This window comes from Gynurincola endophyticus (assembly GCF_003991195.1).
GTDB lineage: Bacteria > Bacteroidota > Bacteroidia > Chitinophagales > Chitinophagaceae > Gynurincola > Gynurincola endophyticus.
Genome location: NZ_RCWL01000003.1, coordinates 515,693 through 533,807 on the forward strand (window position 1 = coordinate 515,693; position 18,115 = coordinate 533,807).

Consider the following 18,115-nt stretch of genomic DNA (forward strand, 5'->3'; position numbering starts at 1 on the left):
TAATTTGTGTAAGCAAATCTAAAGTAAAATAGTTGGCTTTCCATGACCTCAAAGTCTTTTCATAGCGATTTTTTTAAAGTTGGCACGAAATTCACAATAAAATGATAAAGAATAGAGTTTATTGTTAACATGAAGTAACGTATTTTTGTGCCGCGTTAAAAATTAAACCTTAAACGGCTAGAGAATACTGTTTAAAATTCACTTCATCCAAATTCAAGTAGATGTTTGATGTATTATTATCAATAGCCGCATCATTTGCTTTAACCTTCTTAGCGATTCCTGTGATCATTACTGTCGCAGACAAAAAGAAGCTTTATGATGTTCCTGATGCACGAAAAGTTCACCAAAACCCAATTCCTTCATTGGGCGGCTTAGGTATTTACTGTGGCTTCATGTTGGCTTGCCTGATTTGCATGCCTTTCAAAAGTTATTCAGAAATGCAGTTCGTATTGGCTGCTTCATTTGTTATTTTCTTTTTAGGACTTAAAGATGATATCCTGGTCCTTTCCCCTATTAAAAAGTTTATCGGTCAGATCTTTGCAGCCTTTTTAATCGTTTATAAAGGCGGTATTCAAATAGAAAGTATGCAAGGAGTGTTAGGTGTATATAACCTCAATGAAACAGCTTCACTGGTGTTTACTTACCTTACTATTATTGTTATTGTCAATTCATTTAACCTGATTGACGGTATAGATGGCCTGGCCGGGTCATTAGGATTAATGACCAGTTTACTCTTTGCAATCTATTTTCAGCAAGCCGGATACATGGCAGACGCCATACTAGGCTACTCACTGGCCGGCGCATCCGCTGCTTTCCTGATCTTTAACTTTCAACCAGCAAAAATATTCATGGGAGATACCGGGTCACTACTGATCGGATTAATCAGTTCGGTACTGGTGATCAGATTTATCAACCTGGCGGGTAATACTGCAGGACCATTACCGATCGACGCAGCTCCGGCTATCGGGTTTATCGTATTAATGGTTCCTTTAATGGACACTTTACGGGTGTTTACGATTCGTATTTTCAATCGCAGATCTCCGTTCAGTGCCGACAGAAACCACATCCATCACTTATTACTAGACCGCGGCTTTTCGCACAGAGCTATTACCTGTACCCTCGTAGGTGCTAATCTGGCGATTATCGTAGCAGCTTACCTGTTGCGAGCACTCGGATCTAACGTATTGATCTTAGGGACAGGAGTATTGTTTTTCTCGGCGATTTTCTGGTTGTACTACAACAGACCCAAAGCCAGAACAATTATTGCACGCCGCAGATTCCAAAGCGTTCCACAGGAAGAATCGAAGTCTTTACTACCTTTTATAAAGGATAACAGCATATTAGAGCAAAAAAATTAGAAAAAATGCTGCTTTTAAGCAGCATTTTTTTATTAATATAAGTCTAATACTGAAAAACTTGCGCTCTCATTTTGTTCAATTTTTTATTTAATGTAGGTTTGCAACCTATAATCAACTGAATTATGTCTGAAGAGTTAAATAATATTAAGTCGCATTTAGTGGCTTCGATGGACAAAGCAATCGACCATTTGCAGGCTGAACTGACGAAAGTTCGTGCCGGAAAAGCCCATCCGAGCTTAATTGATGGAGTAATGGTAGATTATTACGGATCACCGACACCTATCAGCCAGGTAGCCAATGTTAGCATTTCAGATGCCCGTACATTGACCCTCCAACCTTGGGAAAAAAATATGTTGCAGCCAATCGAAAGAGCTATCATCGCTGCAAATATTGGTATTAACCCTCAAAACGACGGTATCCTTATTCGCTTATTCCTGCCTCCATTAACAGAGGAAAGAAGAAAAGAGCTGGTAAAGAAATCTCAGGGTGAAGGAGAACACGCAAAAATCGCTGTCAGAAATATCCGCAGAGATGCAATGGAACAAGTGAAAAAATTACAGAAAAACGGATTGAGCGAAGATGTTTGTAAAGACATGGAAAAGCAAATCCAGGAACAAACTGATAAGTATATTGCTTCCATAGATAAGTTCCTTGAACTGAAAGAAAAAGATATCATGACCGTATAAACGGAAAGAATAGATTGAATTAAAAGTAGTGAATGCAACCATTCGCTACTTTTTTTTAAAAAAAGGTTGGAACAGTTTTAGTAATAGCGAATAAACATTTATCTTAATTGTAAATAAGTAATAACTATTACGTATGAAAGTAGCTTTACAATCTCTTAGTACAAAAGCCCCCTCTGATCTACAAAAGGAGGAAGTTAAAGAGGAAACAAAGTCTATTTTAAAAGAATTGTCAGAATTACAAAATCTGTTGTACGCATCTGACCAACATAGTATCTTAGTAATATTACAGGGTATTGATGCCAGTGGTAAAGATGGTGCCGTTAGAAATATATTCAGTTCTTTAAATCCTCAGGGTGTAAATGTTTATTCTTTTAAAGTTCCCAACGAAAAAGAATTGAGCCACGACTTTCTATGGCGCATTCATGCAGTAACACCACCCAAACGTATGATCGGTGTTTTTAACCGCTCTCATTATGAAGATGTATTATCTCCCCGTTTAAACGGAAACTGTAACGATCAGCTCGCTCTTCAGCGAATGGAAGCCATTAATAATTTTGAAGCATTGCTAGCCAATCATAATAATACACATATTCTTAAATTTTATTTGCATATATCAGCAGAAGAACAAAAGAAAAGACTCGAAGAAAGAATGACTGATCCTACCAAACAATGGAAATATCAGGCAAATGACTGGAAAGTAGCCGAACAGTATCCTGCATACCTAAAATTATATGAAGATATTTTTGAACATTGTAATGATATACCCTGGCATATCGTACCATCTGATCAGAACTGGTATAAAGAATACTTAATCGCAAGTACCCTGCACAAAACGTTGAAAAAGCTGGATATGAAATATCCGGCAATATAAAAAGTTGATTTCGTGGTGCAACATTAGTAATCTTGCAATTGAAATCGATAATTAATCATTTATCAAAAATTCATCAAATGGGATTCGTGAAAGAATTTAAAGAGTTTGCCGTAAAAGGAAACGTGATTGATTTAGCAGTCGGTGTAATCATCGGCGGTGCCTTCGGAAAAATTGTTGACTCGGTAATTAAAGATCTGATCATGCCGCTGATCGCTGGTATTATCGGAAGTCCTGATTTCAGCAATTTATACCTCCCTTTAAGATCAGACATTCCTAAAAATTTACCATTGGCTGAAGCCCAGGCCTTAGGTCCGGTATTTGCCTACGGAAACTTTTTAACTGTTGCTATTAATTTCTTATTGATCGCACTGGCTGTATTCTTATTGGTGAAGTTTATCAACAAACTGAAAAGAAAAGAAGAAGCTGCTCCGGCTGCTCCTGCCGCTCCAACAGCTACCGAAACATTGCTGGCTGAAATCCGCGATGAACTAAAGAAAAAATAAGACTCATTTATTTCAATAATACTCTAAAGCTGATCGTAGTTTAGCAATTGATTTTGCTAACGGTCAGCTATTTTGCTAATTAAACTTAAATAGAAGATGATGAAGCGTATTGTATTTTTTTCGCTTTTGACTGTAGCCAGTGTGTTTACCTATGCACAAGACCCAATGAAAGATGTTCAAAAAACAAGTCAGAAAGAAGTAAAAGTAGATACTACTCAAGGTTGGAAAACAGGCGGGATGTTTAGTGTGAATATCGGCCAGGGGGGATCGAAAAACTGGGCTGCAGGTGCTGAGAAATTCTCTTTCTCTACTGCCGCTTATTTAAGCGTTTTTGCTAATTATGTACAAGGCAGATTTTCATGGAATAATTCACTTGACCTCGGATACGCCATGGTGAATACCACTTCTCAAGGCGTTCGTAAAACCGATGATAAAATTGACTTCTTTTCGAAAGCCGGTCATGCTCTTTCTGAAAAAATCAGTTTGTCAGGCGTTGTAAACTTCCGCTCTCAGTTTACTCCCGGTTATGACTATAACTACAGAGGTGCTGGCGTTCGTCGCCAAACTTCAGGGTTTCTCGCTCCGGCTTATTTAACCATCGCACCGGGTATCGACTGGCACCCTACCAGCTACTTCAGTGTATTCATTTCACCTGTTTCAAGCAGAACAGTGATCGTAGCCAGAGATACCAAAGCTTATCATTATCCCGGTGGTGTTATTCCTCCTGAAGACGGTGGTGGCTTTGAAACTCCTTTAGCAGTTAATTATGGAGTTAACCCGGCCAGAAAGGTTCGTCCTGAATTCGGTGGATTTGCCTCTATCAACTTCAATAAGGAAATTCTTAAAAATGTTCAGTTTAAATCACGTATTGACTTGTATAGCAATTATTTATCAACCGAACGTTATACTGTAACAGCTCCCGACCAGATCACCATCACAAAAGTGGATGCAAAACCTAAAAATATAGATGTTTTCTGGACGAACGGCCTCGTAATGAAAGTAAACAAGTACCTGAACGTTACCTATAACCTGGATATCATTTATGATGATGATGTTCGCCAGTTCGGACCTAACGGAAACGCTGCAGGAACTCAGATCAGAACCCTTTTAGGTGTAGGTTTTGCCGCTACATTCTAAATCACTATATTGCTTACTGTTCAAAGAGTAAGTCTACACCGGATAGACCAACTATCCGGTGTTTTTTATCGTAAAGGACTGATTTCTAATTCTTAAATAGGAGTGCTGTGAGTCAACAAACATATCAGATTAAGTTACCGCAATTTGAAGGGCCGTTCGATCTTTTATTGTTTTTCATTGAAAGAGATGAATTAGATATTTATAATATACCTATTACGGGCATTATCAATGATTTTCTGGCTTATATTAAAGATCAGGAAAAGTTAAATATTGAGCTTTCCAGCGAATTTATACTTTTCATTTCTACCCTGATGCGTATTAAAGCAAAAATGCTTTTACCCAGAAAAGAACTCGACGCCCAGGGAAATGAAATTGACCCCCGCCAGGAACTGGTTGATAAAATTCTTGAATACAAACGCTATAAAGAAGCTGCAGCAAGAATGTCAGATATGGAAGCTATCAGAATGTTGATGGTAAAGCGTGGGAATATTCGTAAAGAAATGAATTCTATTGGGGAAGAATCAGGGGAAGGCACTGAAATTCAAACGATTACACTTTATAAGTTGATGAAAACTTTTGAACGTGTAATGAAAAAAATGGAGCAGCGTAATAATAAACCTATCCATACCGTAGTTAAATACAACTACACCATGGAGGGTAGCCGCTCACATATGCTGGAAACAGTTCGTGAACGCAAAGTGATGAATTTTGAAAGGATTTTTGAAGAATGTGAAGACCGGATTCATGCCATTTTTCTCTTTCTTTCTATGCTCGAACTGGTACAACAAAAGTATATGATGATTGCGGTAGGGGAAGGGCGTAATAATTTTGTGGTGGAGTTTAACGAAAACAGAGAAGAGGAAATTGATTTAAGTGCTTCTTTCGGAGAAAATGAAGAACGTACAGAAGGACCCGAATCAGCTCTATAATACAATCTTGTAATAAATAAAAAAGCAGGCTTTTTGCCTGCTTTTTTGCTTTGTTTACTGCTATTATTTTTGTATATTATCATACGCTCTAATAAGAGTGTACGGTTGTATTTTGTTGAACGAGCGATTTTACAGCCAGCTCAATGCCTTCCGCGTCGTAACCGCATTCGGCATGTAATTGCTTTAATGTTCCGTGTTCTACCAGGCGGTCAGGAATGCCTAATATTTTCACTGTAGCATGATACTGATGTGCCGCCATGAACTCCAGAACAGCTGATCCGAATCCTCCTACCACTGTACCGTCTTCAACCGTAACAATCTTCTTGAATTTAGCGAATACTTCATGTAATAATGCTTCATCCAGCGGTTTTGCGAAACGCATATCATAATGGGCAGGAGTAATTCCTTCAGTTTTCAGATTACGAATTGCCTGGGCAGCGAAGTTGCCCGGATGGCCTAAAGTGAGAATAGCCACCTCTTCACCATCTTTAAGTTTTCTTCCTTTACCGATAGGAATTTCAGTCATAGGCGTTTTCCACTCAGGCATTACACCTTCTCCGCGCGGATAACGAATCACCATTGGAAGGTTCATTGTTTCGAGCTGACTGGTGTACATCAGATTTCGAAGTTCCTGCTCATTCATCGGCGATGAAATAATCATATTCGGAATGCCGCGGAAATATGCGATATCATAAGCTCCGTGGTGGGTAGGTCCGTCTTCCCCTACTAATCCGGCCCGGTCTAAACACATAACAACAGGCAATTTCTGAATAGCAACGTCATGTACCACCTGATCAAAAGCTCTTTGCATGAATGAAGAGTAAATGTTACAGAATACTCTCATGCCCTGAGTAGCCATTCCGGCACTTAATGTCACAGCATGTTGTTCGCAAATACCTACATCAAAAGCTCTGTTGGGCATTTGCTCCATCATAAACTTCAGAGAAGAGCCTGAAGGCATTGCCGGAGTAATACCTAAAATTTTATCATTTTTTTCAGCCAGTTCAATAATAGTATGACCGAAAACGTCTTGATATTTAGGAGGTTGTGGTTTTTCGTAAGCCTTTTTATAAATTTCGCCGGTAATTTTATCAAACAAACCCGGCGCATGCCATTTGGTTTGATCTTTTTCTGCCAGGCTATAACCCTTACCTTTTACGGTAACAATATGTAATAATTTAGGACCGGGAATGTTCTTCAGGTCCTGTAAAGTGTCAGTTAATTTGGTGATATTATGGCCGTCGATAGGACCAAAATATCTCAGGTTCAGTGCTTCGAAAAGGTTTGAACTTTTATTAAGAAATCCTTTTATGGACTGGTCAATTTTACTGGCAATTTCTCTGGTAAAAGTTGCCGCAGGCAATTTCCCTAAAGCATTCCATACATCGTCTTTCATCTTGTTGTAAGTATGAGAAGTAGTGATGTCGGTAAGATATTCTTTCAGAGCTCCTACATTCGGATCGATACTCATGCAGTTATCGTTCAAAATAATCAGCACATCTGAGTCGGCAACACCGGCATGGTTCATGCCTTCGAATGCCAGACCTGCTGTAAGCGCACCGTCACCGATGATCGCAACAGATTTTCTGTCTTCACCTTTATACTTGGCAGCCATTGCCATTCCTAAAGCAGCAGAAATAGAAGTAGAGGAGTGCCCTACGCCGAAAGTATCGTATTCACTTTCAGACCTTTTGGGGAACCCGCTCAGTCCGTTATATTTTCTATTGGTGTGAAATTCATCTCTTCGTCCGGTTAATATCTTATGGCCATAAGCCTGATGGCCAACATCCCATACGAGTTGGTCAACAGGGGTATTGTATACATAGTGTAAAGCCACCGAGAGCTCTATCACTCCCAGGCTGGAGGCAAAATGGCCACCGTGTAAACTCACTACGTCAATGATATACTGACGTAATTCGTCACAAACCTGGTGTAACTGGTCTTTATCTAAACGTCTTAAATCGTCTGGCGAATTAATCGTACTTAATAACGGCCCTGGGGCAATGGTCATTCTGTTTGATTTTAGTACTACAAAATTAAAGGATTTCAGTGGCTTTGACACATATTTACGAAATTCATGCCTGTACCCCAAAAATAACCGTAAAACGGAAAAAAACACCCTTGATGTAAAACATTCGACAGCTAGATAGGTTTAGCTTATTTTTGATTTATGAACACTTGGAAAAATAGCCTGTCGGGATATTGGTTTTGCCAGATACTTGGCTGGAGCATGTTTGTGTTAATTTACATCTTTTTTTACGTGACATTGTCGGATACAGATAATTTACAACTTCTGTTGAAGATTTTAATGATTGAGGCTTTAACGGGTTTGTTTGTAACCCATTTGCTGAGAATATTTATCAAGCAATATAAAGTTGTTGACCGGCCGGTAAACGAACAGTTAATTTTTATTTTATTATCGTCGATCGTATTTTCTATATTATACGCCATTTGTGGTGCAACGATTGAACATTATTTAATTGTGGAATTAGAGGCTCAACCCGGTTATAGTTTATCAATTAAGATTTTTAAGATTTTATTTAGTTGTTTTACTTTAATATTAATCTGGGTACTGTTATACTTCGGTTTTCATTATATCCGCCGTACACGACAAGAACAATTAGACCGTATTCGTTTAGAAACGGTTGTAAAGGAATTAGAATTAAAGACAATTAAATCGCATATTAATCCGCATTTTATTTTTAATGCATTGAACTCGATCAGGGCGTTGATTGATGAAGACCCCAGCAGAGCAAGAACCGCTATTACCGAACTAAGTACTATTCTGAGAAGTAGTATGCAGGCAGAAAAATTAGAGCTGGTACCGTTGGAGAATGAACTTAAAATAGTAAAAGATTATTTGAATCTTGAATATATGAGATTTGAAGACCGGTTGAAAATAGCGTATGACATTGATGAACGTACGTTAATGGTTCCGACGCCTCCGATGATGTTACAAACCCTGGTAGAAAATGCTATTAAACATGGTATCAGTAAACAGATTGGCGGAGGAATTGTAAAAGTAACCACTTATTATGGAGAAGATTATTATACGATATCAATAGTGAATTCGGGTGAATTCAAAACCGATCAGAATGAAGATGGTTTTGGATTGGCTTCCACCCGTAACAGGCTATATTATTTATTCGGAGAGAAAGCAAGTTTTCAGATTTATCAATTAGATGATCAACTGGTAGAAGCCAAAGTTTACATCCCTTTAAACAAATAATCAATTATGATTAGAGCTGTTATTGTAGACGATGAACGTCTTGCGAGAAACGAACTTAGAAAACTCCTTACAGATCACCCGCATATTGAGGTTATAGGGGAGGCTGCAAATGCTGATGAGGCTATTGAAGTAATAGAAAAATTAAGTCCAGACCTGATATTTCTGGATATTCAGATGCCGGGGAAAACCGGGTTTGATTTGTTGACAGAAATGCAGAAAACGCCGGAAGTGATTTTTACAACGGCTTATGATGAATTTGCATTAAAAGCTTTTGAAGTGAATGCGCTCGATTATTTATTAAAACCAATCGATCCGAAAAGATTACTGGATGCGATTCAGAAGCTGCAGTTCGTAGAAGACAAATCCGAACATATTTTATTAAACCGTTCTATTTTATCAGAAAATGATCAGGTTTTTGTGAAAGACGGTGAGAAATGCTGGTTTGTACGATTAAGTGATATCCGTCTTTTTGAAAGTGTTGGTAACTATGCCAAGATTTATTTTAACGTACAAAAACCGTTAATATTAAAATCATTGAATGCCCTGGAAGAAAGACTGGATGAAAAGGTTTTTTTTAGGGCAAATCGAAAACATATTATTAACTTACGGTTGATAGAAAAAATAGAACCTTATTTTAATGGTGGGTTGCTGGTAGAGTTGAAAGGAGGCGAAAAAATTGAAATAAGTAGAAGACAAACTGTGAAGTTTAAAGAAATGATGAGTTTTTAAAAAAATTAACCATTACAATAATGAGAAACGTTGTACTCAGTTTTTGCTTATTGGCAGTGTCATCTGCAGCACTTGCACAAGCTCCGAAAGTAAATATTAATCGCGCAGAAGTAGAAAGAATAGAGAAAGTGTTAGCCAGCGATGATATGCAAGGTAGAAGAACCTTTACTCCTGGTATTGATAAAGCAGCTGAATTTATTGCTGCTGAGTTTAAAAAGTCAGGTATTAAACCTGCAGGCAATGAAGAATACTTTCAAACATTTTACATGTACAAAACAGGTAATCTGAGTGGAAGTGTGAAAGTGAACGGTACGGAAATCCCGGCGGCTAAAATAGTAGCAATTTCTACTAAAAAAGAATTATCAGTAGATGGTTCATACGATAAAATTCATATCGGTGCGCAGGATACTTTTTTTACAAAATATCAACGCGCGGCTCAGGCTACTAAAAATACAATCGTAACGGTAGATCCGGCGCATGAGCGCATGTTCAACAGCTTACGCAGAAGAAATTCTTTCACTGAGTTAGCCAATAATCTTGTGTTTGTTTTAAATGTAGATGCTGCTAATGAAGTGAGCGGTACGTTAAAACAAGAGGTAGAACAACAAAGATTGAGAAATGTGGTTGGAATGATTCCGGGTAAATCTAAAAAAGATGAAATCGTTATTTTCTCTGCACACTATGATCATCTTGGAATCGGAAAACCTAATGAAGCAGGAGACTCTATCTACAATGGTGCGAACGACGATGCAGCAGGTACTACAGCTGTAATGATGTTAGCTTATCATTATGCAAAACAAAAGGATAATGAAAGAACCATTGTATTCGCTGCGTTTACCGCAGAAGAAGTAGGTGGGTACGGATCTCAATATTTTTCTAAGCAATATGATCCGGCCAAAATCGTTGCAATGTTTAATATTGAAATGATCGGAACAGAAAGCAATTGGGGTAAAAACAGTGCCTATATCACAGGATATGAAAAATCAAACATGGGCGAAATATTGAAAAAGAACCTGGTAGGTACCGGTTTCACATTCCATCCGGACCCTTACCCTCAGATGAATTTATTCTATCGCTCTGATAATGCCACACTTGCAAGATTAGGCGTTCCGGCACATACTATTTCTACCTCAAAAATGGACCAGGAAAAGTATTACCATACACAAGAAGATGAGTTTGAGACGCTTGATATTGCAAATATGACTGAAATTATTAAATCTATCGCCATTAGTGCAACTTCTATTATTAAAGGTACTGATACACCTTCAAGAGTAGACACTACCCAGCTAAGATAAAAATCAGGTAATTATCTATAGTAAATCCCTCTAATTTATTTGGAGGGATTTTTTATTATGCCTGTGTATAATAAACGGTTCAAATTTCGTTATATAATAGTTGATTTACTTATCCAATTTTTATTCCTATGAACCGAATTTACTTATACCTGCTCTCGCTAGTAATCTTGTCAGCAGCAGTTTCCTGTAATAAACCACATGATGTAACTGAGTTTACCAGAATCAATTTTATGGGGGGATATAGGGTTGTTTATGAAGCACTCGAGTCTGTAGATGTAAATGGAAATCTTGTGATCACGCAAGCCTGTAATACCGCCGATATGGTGGTTGTATCAAAGGATTATGTTACCTGGAACGTAGGTGACCAGGCGTGTCCTTCAAAAGAATATAACATTGATTGGCCGTATACAGTGGGTATGAATCAATTGATTTTGGGAAATGTAGCATACAATGTTGAATACTGGGATGGCTATAGACTAAGAATGTCGTCGGCTGATTCACAAGACAGGGGCAGATATGTAATAGAACTGGAACGATAATAAAATACCGGGTGCTGATGAATCAAGTCAGCACTTTTTTTATGCCCTGCCTAATTATTATTATTAGAAGTGTGCTTTTATTAAGCATTAGACCTTATCTTTGGTCATAGAATAGTAGTTCTGGTATCCTTCAATGATTAACTATTATTCAATCTCCCAATTTCCATATGGCCAGTCCATTCTGTCAAAGGCCTGATCCTGCCCTTATTTACAGTTTTAAGATCATATCCGGTTTGAGAAATGTCATTAATTTATATTGTTCAAAGTATTCATTTGAACAAGTCGTTTTACTAAGACATAATTTATGGCTTAGGTAAAGTGAAACAATACATTAAAAGCTGCTCTGGTAACAGAAGCAGCTTTTAAATTTTACAGATGAATTACCGTATGTGTATTACCAGATAACAACAAATCGCTCTGCTATTCCTTTAAGAACAACAGAGCGATTTGTTATAACCAATGCTGAAGCTTAGATCCAAACTAAAGGTGAGTGACACGATCGTCTGCAACAGGTAAAACTCGTTGTATTGGTAATTATTTAAAACGGTTTAATACGTCTTGCATAGCAGTTACAATTGCATCATTGCAAAGATTACCGATACTTCCTTCGTGTGTATGGTTTAATTGCTTTTTGTAATCGTACGAAAACTTACCTTCTTCAATGGTATTGCCCACAATTTTGTAAGCATCTCTGAAAGGAATGCCCTGGTTTACCAGTTCATTCACCATTTCTACACTGAATAAGTATTGATATTTCTCATCATCGAGGATATTTTGTTTCACGCTCATGTTAGAAATCATCAGTTGCGTCATTTTGATACATTGTATCAGTTCGTCAATTGCCGGAAAGAGAACTTCTTTGGTAAGCTGCAGGTCTCTATGGTATCCTGATGGTAAATTGTTCAGTAAAAGAGTTAGTTCATTAGGTGTGGCCTGAATAAGATTGCATTTGGCACGAATGAGTTCAAATACATCAGGATTTTTTTTGTGCGGCATGATAGAACTGCCGGTAGTTAATTCATTTGGAAAACTAATAAATCCGAAGTTTTGCGAAATGTATAAACAGCAATCCATTGCCAGTCTGCTCAATGTGCCTGCAATAGCACTGATGCCGGTGGCTACCGACTTTTCAGTTCTGCCTCTACTCATTTGTGCATATACGGCATTCCAGTTCGGTTGACTGAATTGCAACAGTTCGGTTGTTCGTGAACGGTTTAATGGAAAAGAAGAGCCGTATCCTGCACCACTACCCAAAGGATTTTTATTGGTAATATTATAAGCTGCCAATAACATTTCCATATCATCCGTCAGCGCTTCAGCATAAGCGCCTAACCATAATCCGAAAGAAGAAGGCATGGCGATCTGAAAATGCGTATATCCGGGAAGTAAATGGCCCTGCAGCTCATTACTGCGTTGTATCAGCAGTTCAAATAACTGATGTGTTTCATTTTTTACTTTACTAACGGCATCTCTGAGAAATAACTTTATATCTACAGCTACCTGATCATTTCTGCTTCTGCCACTATGTATTTTTTTTCCGGTATCTCCGATCGCATTGGTAAGCATTAACTCTACCTGCGAGTGCACGTCTTCAACTCCTTCGGCAATTTCAAATTTACCTTCTTCAATGGTTTGAGCAATTTTCTTTAGTTCTGCTACAGCTGATGCTGCTTCTTCTCCGGTCATTAAACCGACTTCACCCAGCATGGTAACGTGGGCTATAGAGCCTTCTACGTCAAAACGGGCTAGTAACAGATCAAATTCTTTATCACGCCCTACTGTAAATTTCTCTATTTGCTGAGAAACAGCTGTATTGTCTTTACTCCAAAGTTTCATGCCGGTAGATATTAAGGTTTTTCTGTAATACAATAGTTTAAAAGATTGATATAATCTTTTATTCCGTTTTCAATTTCTTCCAGATAAATAAATTCATCTGCCGTATGTGAGCGGGCTGAATCGCCGGGCCCGATTTTTAATGCCGGAAAGGGCATCAAAGCTTTATCTGAAGTAGTGGGAGACCCATAATATGATTTTCCCATTTTTATACCTGCCTGAACCACCGGATGTTCCAGTGGGATAATACTTGACCGTAACCGGGTGCTCCGCGGGCTTACCCTGCTGAGTATATTCATACGGATAGTGTCCAGAATTTCTTCAAAAGTGTACAGCTCATTTACACGTACATCTATTACAAATTTACATTGTGCAGGTACAACATTATGAGCTTTGTTTTCTGTTTCAATGACTGTCACCGTCATTTTCACGGGTCCCAGAAAAGGCGATATCCGGTTGAAATGGAAGTTATGCACCCAGTTGATATCACTCATCGCTTTATACAAAGCGTTTTCGCCTTCGTTACGGGCTGCATGGCCTGCTATTCCTTCTGCCGTACAATCTAACACCATTAAACCTCTTTCTGCAATGGCCATATTCATCAGGGTCGGTTCACCTACGATTGCAAATGAAACGGGAGGTAAATGCGGTATCAGTAATTCAATGCCGTTTTTACCCGAAATTTCTTCTTCTGCCGAAGCTGCTATAATCAGATTGTACTGCAGATCTTTTCTTTCATAATAGTGCAGAAAGGCAGCTATTAAACTTACTAAACATCCTCCGGCATCATTACTGCCTAATCCAAATAGTTTTTTTTCTTCTTCAATAGCCTGAAAAGGATCTTTTGTATAGCCCTTGTTGGGTTTTACCGTATCGTGGTGAGAGTTTAATAAGATTGTGGGTTTTGATTCATTAAAGTATTTATTTTTTGCCCACACATTATTTTCTAATCTGCTTACGTTTACGCTCTTTTTTTGCAAGAATTGTTCAATGATATCAGCGGTGTGATTTTCTTCTTTGCTGAAAGAAGGCGTAGCTATTAATTGTTGTAACAATGCAACAGCCTCTTTATACAATATTTGAGTTGAATTATTCATTGACGATGCTGGTTCCCGTTTTACCTGTTATTAAATCGTGCAGTTGTTCTGCTTTGCCAATAATAACTTTACTGACACCGCTTTTTAACGCAGCAAATGCATTGTCGAGTTTTGGAATCATGCCGGCAAATATTTTTTGTTCGGCTTTCAGTTCTTCGTAGTAAACTGGATTTATCTGATTTATAACGGTTGAATCATCGTCTGCATCCAGTAATACACCTGCTTTTTCAAAAGAGTAAATTAATTGAACAGCATAATGTTTACTCATTGCTCTGGCTGTTTCCTGGGCGATTGTATCGGCATTTGTGTTGAGCAGTAAACCTTGTTTATTGTGCGTAATGGGTGATAAAATAATGGTATGCCCAGCCTGTAAAAGCGTATTTAGTAAATCGCTGTTAATGGCGTCTACATCTCCCACAAAACCATAATCTAAACCGGCATTCTGACGTTTGTGTGATTGAATCACATTTCCATCAGCACCACTTAAGCCGATCGCGTTACACTGTAATGATTGTAATTTGGCAACAATTTGTTTATTGATCAGACCGGCATATACCATTGTTACAATTTTCAGTGTTTCCTGATCGGTAATTCTTCTGCCGTCTACCATTTGCTGAGGAATCTGTAACTGGTCTGCTAATCTGGTCGCCAGTTTTCCTCCTCCGTGTACCAGTAATTTTTTGCCATTGATAGCAGCAAAAGATGTTAGAAATTCCTGTAAACGAGTTTCATCATCTATGATATTACCGCCAATCTTTACAATATAAAGTGTATCCATCTACTTTGATTGATTTGAAAGAATTTCACTCAATACGGCCTGTGCAGCCCAAACACGATTGCCTGCTTCCTGTGTAACCAGACTGTTTTCTCCATCGAGAATTTCGTCACTCAACTCTACATTTCTTCTCACCGGTAAGCAGTGCATTACCCGGGCATTGTTGGTTAATGCCAGTTTTTTATTATTCATCATCCATGAAGGATCGTTACAATAAATTTTGCCGTAGTCAGTATAGGTACTCCAGTTTTTCACATACACGAAATCAGCATCTTTTAAGGCTTCATCCTGATCATGTGTAATGGTGGCACCTTTGGTGAATTTTTCATCCAGTTCATAATCTTCCGGATGCGTGATAACAAAATCTGCTTCGCCCCATGCGTTTACCCATTCTGCAAAGCTATTGGCAACGCATTGCGGTAATGGCTTGACGTGTGGAGCCCAGGTGAGTACCACTTTAGGTTTTTTCTTGCCGGGCAATGGATTGTTCTGCAGGTATTCTGTCATTGTAATAACATCTGTCAGGCTTTGTAAGGGATGCACAGTAGCACTTTCAAGGCTAATAACAGGAATGCCTGCATATTTTATAATCTGGTTGATATATAATTCACTGTAATCTTCTTCCTTGTTGTTTAATGATGGAAAGGTTCTGATTGCCAGAATATCGAAGTACTTACCGAAAACAGGAGCTGCATCTTTCACATGTTCTGAAGTAGTACCACTCATGATGGCTTCTTCTTCAAACTCTAATTTCCAGCCTTCGTTTCCAACATTAAAAACAATAGGCTCCATTCCTAAATTTTGCGCAGCTATCTGGGTGCTTAAACGGGTACGCATACTAGGATTCAAGAATAACAAACCGATTCTTTTGTTTGCACCAAGGCTTTTATCCTGCAAAGGGTTAGCTTTATAGGCTAATGCTTTTTCAACTAAAGCTTTGATGTCTTGTACATCGTGAACACTAGTAAAATTTTTCATTGATCTGATTTGAGAATAGAGAAATTAATATGCTTCAACAGCAGTTTTAAGTGCTTTTACAAATTTTTCAGCATCTGTTTTGCTCAACGCAAGTGAAGGTAGTAACCGAATGGCGTTCGGCTTTGCTTCACCAGTGAATATTTTGTAAGTATGTAATAAGTTTTTCTTCAGGTTTTTGTATTGTTCAGGCACATCGAAACCAATCATCAAGCCTCTTCCTCTTACATTTTCAAAGATGCCGATATTTTTTATTTCGTTGATAAGATAATCACCGGTTTCTTTTGCATTGTGTAAAAGGTTTTCTTTTTCAATCACTTCCAGAACAGCCAGTGCTGCGGCACAAGCCAGGTGATTGCCTCCGAAAGTAGTGCCCAGCATGCCATGTTTAGGTTGAATATGAGGAGCAATTAATATACCGCCAATCGGAAATCCATTGCCCATTCCTTTCGCCATGCTGTAAATATCAGCATTCACTTCTGCCCAGTCGTGCGAAAAAAACAGACCGGTTCGGCCGTAACCACATTGTACACTATCGGCTATATATACAGCGCCGTACTGGTCACACAAGCTGCGGATCGCCTGTAAAAACTCTTTTGATGCCTCCTGTATGCCTCCAACACCTTGTATCCCTTCTATAATAACTGCAGCAATTTCATTGCCTTCCTTAGCAAAATGTGCTTTTAATGCTGCTGTATCATTGAAAGGCAGAAATGTTATATTTTCCGTTTCATTAACAGGAGCAACAATAGCCGGGTTATCTGTACAGGCTACTGCCAGAGATGTTCTGCCGTGAAATGCTTTCCTGAAAGCAACGATCTTTTTTCGACCGGTGTGAAAGCTTGCCAGTTTTAATGCATTTTCATTGGCTTCTGCCCCTGAGTTACAAAGAAACAGCTGATAATCGTTTTTGCCGGATACTTTTGCCAGCTTTTCAGCCAGTTCAACCTGAACAGGAATTTTGATAGAGTTGGAATAAAATCCTACCGTACTTAATTGTTCTGTTAATCGTTGAACATAATGAGGATGAGTATGACCGATTGAAATTACAGCATGACCACCATACATATCCAGGTACTCAGTACCCTGATCGTCCCATACGGTTGAGTGAAGTGCTTTGGTAATTGTAATGTCATTTAAGGGATATACGTCGAATAATTTCATTTTTCTATATTTAGAAATAAGAAGCTTTTAGTTGCAAGCCGGTTGTTTCGGGTAAATTGAACAAGAGATTCATATTCTGAACAGCTTGTCCTGATGCACCTTTTAACAGGTTGTCAATCGCACTGTGAATCACTAGCTGGTCGTCTGTTTTTTCTAAAGAGATGACACATTTGTTACTATTTACTACCTGTTTCAGGAATACCGGTTCTTTCGTTACCACTGTGAACGGGTGGCTTGCATAGAACGCGGTAAACAACTGATACAATTCATCGATATTCAACTGTGTTGTAACCTGTGAACTGATAAAGATACCTCTGGTAAAGTCGCCTCTCCATGGAATAAAATGTACTTTACCGGCATCCGGTTGAAGTGATTTCAACGATTCGCCGATTTCACTTATATGCTGATGTTGTAAAGTTTTATATGCCTGGATATTATTGGCTCTCCAGCTAAAATGAGAGGTGGCGCTCAGGCTTTGTCCGGCTCCTGTTGAACCGGTAATACCGGTGGTATATACTTCGTGCAGCAACCCTTTTTGTGCTAAGGGTAACAATCCTAATTGGATCGCGGTGGCAAAACATCCCGGGTTGGCAATATTCTGCGCTTGTTTTATTTTTTCTCTGTTCAACTCAGGTAGTCCGTAAACGAAAGTACGGTTACCGGTTGTTGAAGCTTTTTCTAACCGGAAATCATGCGAAAGGTCGATGATCTTTACATTAACGGGAACTTCGTTTTCGGATAAAAACTTTTTAGCTTCGCCATGTCCTGCACAAAGAAAAATTACATCAACTGTAAAATCAAACTGATCAGAGAAAACAAGATTGGTTTCACCTACTAAATCCTGGTGGGTGGTATAGATTGGGTTACCGGCGTTCGACCTGCTATGGATAAAAGTGATTTCCACTGCCGGGTGGTTGATGAGTATTCTTAATAATTCACCTCCTGTATAACCGGCACCACCTACAATACCTACACGAATTTTATTTGACATGACC

At 38.6% G+C, this 18,115-nt stretch carries 17 protein-coding genes; 10 read left to right on the forward strand and 7 right to left on the reverse strand.

Features of this window, described 5'->3' with window-relative positions; all coding sequences use genetic code 11:
• Nucleotides 1-221 precede the first annotated feature (221 nt).
• The 6 genes from D9O48_RS08875 to D9O48_RS08900 all read left to right on the forward strand — a co-directional run bounded on the left by D9O48_RS08875 (nucleotide 222) and on the right by D9O48_RS08900 (nucleotide 5,484).
• Nucleotides 222-1,358, forward strand: coding sequence for an MraY family glycosyltransferase (locus tag D9O48_RS08875; protein ID WP_126972595.1), 1,137 nt, complete (start codon nucleotides 222-224; stop codon nucleotides 1,356-1,358).
• 122 nt (nucleotides 1,359-1,480) lie between these two features.
• Nucleotides 1,481-2,044: a ribosome recycling factor gene (gene frr, locus D9O48_RS08880; protein WP_126972596.1), complete on the forward strand. Its 564-nt coding sequence runs from the start codon at nucleotides 1,481-1,483 to the stop codon at nucleotides 2,042-2,044.
• Nucleotides 2,045-2,177: 133 nt separating this feature from the next.
• Nucleotides 2,178-2,915, forward strand: a complete 738-nt coding sequence (locus D9O48_RS08885) for a PPK2 family polyphosphate kinase (RefSeq protein ID WP_126972597.1) — start codon at nucleotides 2,178-2,180, stop codon at nucleotides 2,913-2,915.
• Between the two features lie 77 nt (nucleotides 2,916-2,992).
• A complete protein-coding gene (gene mscL / locus D9O48_RS08890; protein WP_126972598.1) occupies nucleotides 2,993-3,418 on the forward strand; it encodes a large conductance mechanosensitive channel protein MscL in 426 nt (141 codons plus the stop codon).
• A 99-nt stretch (nucleotides 3,419-3,517) separates the two neighbouring features.
• Nucleotides 3,518-4,555 carry a DUF3078 domain-containing protein gene (locus D9O48_RS08895; protein ID WP_158624853.1) on the forward strand — a complete coding sequence of 346 codons (1,038 nt, stop codon included), beginning with the start codon at nucleotides 3,518-3,520 and terminating at the stop codon, nucleotides 4,553-4,555.
• Between the two features lie 107 nt (nucleotides 4,556-4,662).
• Complete coding sequence (locus D9O48_RS08900; protein ID WP_126972600.1) at nucleotides 4,663-5,484, forward strand: segregation and condensation protein A; 822 nt, start codon at nucleotides 4,663-4,665, stop codon at nucleotides 5,482-5,484.
• Nucleotides 5,485-5,572: 88 nt separating this feature from the next.
• On the opposite strand, the gene dxs is transcribed toward D9O48_RS08900, so the two are convergent.
• On the reverse strand, nucleotides 5,573-7,495 hold the full coding sequence (gene dxs, locus D9O48_RS08905; RefSeq protein ID WP_126972601.1) for a 1-deoxy-D-xylulose-5-phosphate synthase: 1,923 nt from the start codon (nucleotides 7,493-7,495) through the stop codon (nucleotides 5,573-5,575).
• A 159-nt stretch (nucleotides 7,496-7,654) separates the two neighbouring features.
• Between dxs and D9O48_RS08910 the strand changes: the two genes are divergently transcribed.
• The 4 genes from D9O48_RS08910 (at nucleotide 7,655) to D9O48_RS08925 (ending at nucleotide 11,276) form a co-directional block, all read left to right on the forward strand.
• A complete protein-coding gene (locus tag D9O48_RS08910) occupies nucleotides 7,655-8,713 on the forward strand; it encodes a sensor histidine kinase (RefSeq protein WP_126972602.1) in 1,059 nt (352 codons plus the stop codon).
• Nucleotides 8,714-8,719: 6 nt separating this feature from the next.
• On the forward strand, nucleotides 8,720-9,442 hold the full coding sequence (locus D9O48_RS08915; protein WP_126972603.1) for a LytR/AlgR family response regulator transcription factor: 723 nt from the start codon (nucleotides 8,720-8,722) through the stop codon (nucleotides 9,440-9,442).
• A gap of 20 nt (nucleotides 9,443-9,462) precedes the next feature.
• A complete protein-coding gene (locus D9O48_RS08920) occupies nucleotides 9,463-10,737 on the forward strand; it encodes a M28 family peptidase (RefSeq protein ID WP_126972604.1) in 1,275 nt (424 codons plus the stop codon).
• Nucleotides 10,738-10,865: 128 nt separating this feature from the next.
• On the forward strand, nucleotides 10,866-11,276 hold the full coding sequence (locus tag D9O48_RS08925; RefSeq protein WP_126972605.1) for a hypothetical protein: 411 nt from the start codon (nucleotides 10,866-10,868) through the stop codon (nucleotides 11,274-11,276).
• A 534-nt stretch (nucleotides 11,277-11,810) separates the two neighbouring features.
• Here D9O48_RS08925 and argH read toward each other — a convergent pair.
• Genes argH through argC form a run of 6 tightly spaced genes read right to left on the reverse strand, consistent with a single transcriptional unit; the run spans nucleotide 11,811 to nucleotide 18,111 of the window.
• A complete protein-coding gene (argH, locus tag D9O48_RS08930) occupies nucleotides 11,811-13,112 on the reverse strand; it encodes an argininosuccinate lyase (RefSeq protein WP_126972606.1) in 1,302 nt (433 codons plus the stop codon).
• An 11-nt stretch (nucleotides 13,113-13,123) separates the two neighbouring features.
• Nucleotides 13,124-14,206: a M20 family metallo-hydrolase gene (locus D9O48_RS08935; protein ID WP_126972607.1), complete on the reverse strand. Its 1,083-nt coding sequence runs from the start codon at nucleotides 14,204-14,206 to the stop codon at nucleotides 13,124-13,126.
• Nucleotides 14,199-14,984 (reverse strand): acetylglutamate kinase, encoded by a 786-nt coding sequence (argB, locus tag D9O48_RS08940; RefSeq protein ID WP_126972608.1) that lies wholly within the window; start codon nucleotides 14,982-14,984, stop codon nucleotides 14,199-14,201. The genes D9O48_RS08935 and argB overlap by 8 nt, the downstream gene beginning before the upstream one ends.
• The gene (locus D9O48_RS08945) at nucleotides 14,985-15,959 is read right to left on the reverse strand and encodes an N-acetylornithine carbamoyltransferase (RefSeq protein WP_126972609.1); all 975 of its coding nucleotides are present in this window, start codon (nucleotides 15,957-15,959) and stop codon (nucleotides 14,985-14,987) included.
• Nucleotides 15,960-15,983: 24 nt separating this feature from the next.
• Nucleotides 15,984-17,120: an aspartate aminotransferase family protein gene (locus D9O48_RS08950; RefSeq protein WP_126972610.1), complete on the reverse strand. Its 1,137-nt coding sequence runs from the start codon at nucleotides 17,118-17,120 to the stop codon at nucleotides 15,984-15,986.
• A gap of 10 nt (nucleotides 17,121-17,130) precedes the next feature.
• The gene (gene argC / locus D9O48_RS08955; RefSeq protein WP_126972611.1) at nucleotides 17,131-18,111 is read right to left on the reverse strand and encodes an N-acetyl-gamma-glutamyl-phosphate reductase; all 981 of its coding nucleotides are present in this window, start codon (nucleotides 18,109-18,111) and stop codon (nucleotides 17,131-17,133) included.
• Between the last annotated feature and the right edge of the window lie 4 nt (nucleotides 18,112-18,115).

Excerpts from the sequence above, each read along its gene's own strand:
- D9O48_RS08945 (WP_126972609.1), bottom strand. The coding sequence starts at position 15,959 with ATGAAAAATTTTACTAGTGTTCACGATGTACAAGACATCAAAGCTTTA.
- D9O48_RS08875 (WP_126972595.1), top strand. The coding sequence starts at position 222 with ATGTTTGATGTATTATTATCAATAGCCGCATCATTTGCTTTAACCTTC.
- frr (WP_126972596.1), top strand. The coding sequence starts at position 1,481 with ATGTCTGAAGAGTTAAATAATATTAAGTCGCATTTAGTGGCTTCGATG.
- argB (WP_126972608.1), bottom strand. The coding sequence starts at position 14,984 with ATGGATACACTTTATATTGTAAAGATTGGCGGTAATATCATAGATGAT.
- D9O48_RS08925 (WP_126972605.1), top strand. The coding sequence starts at position 10,866 with ATGAACCGAATTTACTTATACCTGCTCTCGCTAGTAATCTTGTCAGCA.
- dxs (WP_126972601.1), bottom strand. The coding sequence starts at position 7,495 with ATGACCATTGCCCCAGGGCCGTTATTAAGTACGATTAATTCGCCAGAC.
- mscL (WP_126972598.1), top strand. The coding sequence starts at position 2,993 with ATGGGATTCGTGAAAGAATTTAAAGAGTTTGCCGTAAAAGGAAACGTG.
- D9O48_RS08915 (WP_126972603.1), top strand. The coding sequence starts at position 8,720 with ATGATTAGAGCTGTTATTGTAGACGATGAACGTCTTGCGAGAAACGAA.
- D9O48_RS08910 (WP_126972602.1), top strand. The coding sequence starts at position 7,655 with ATGAACACTTGGAAAAATAGCCTGTCGGGATATTGGTTTTGCCAGATA.
- D9O48_RS08950 (WP_126972610.1), bottom strand. The coding sequence starts at position 17,120 with ATGAAATTATTCGACGTATATCCCTTAAATGACATTACAATTACCAAA.
- D9O48_RS08895 (WP_158624853.1), top strand. The coding sequence starts at position 3,518 with ATGAAGCGTATTGTATTTTTTTCGCTTTTGACTGTAGCCAGTGTGTTT.
- argH (WP_126972606.1), bottom strand. The coding sequence starts at position 13,112 with ATGAAACTTTGGAGTAAAGACAATACAGCTGTTTCTCAGCAAATAGAG.
- D9O48_RS08885 (WP_126972597.1), top strand. The coding sequence starts at position 2,178 with ATGAAAGTAGCTTTACAATCTCTTAGTACAAAAGCCCCCTCTGATCTA.
- D9O48_RS08935 (WP_126972607.1), bottom strand. The coding sequence starts at position 14,206 with ATGAATAATTCAACTCAAATATTGTATAAAGAGGCTGTTGCATTGTTA.
- argC (WP_126972611.1), bottom strand. The coding sequence starts at position 18,111 with ATGTCAAATAAAATTCGTGTAGGTATTGTAGGTGGTGCCGGTTATACA.
- D9O48_RS08920 (WP_126972604.1), top strand. The coding sequence starts at position 9,463 with ATGAGAAACGTTGTACTCAGTTTTTGCTTATTGGCAGTGTCATCTGCA.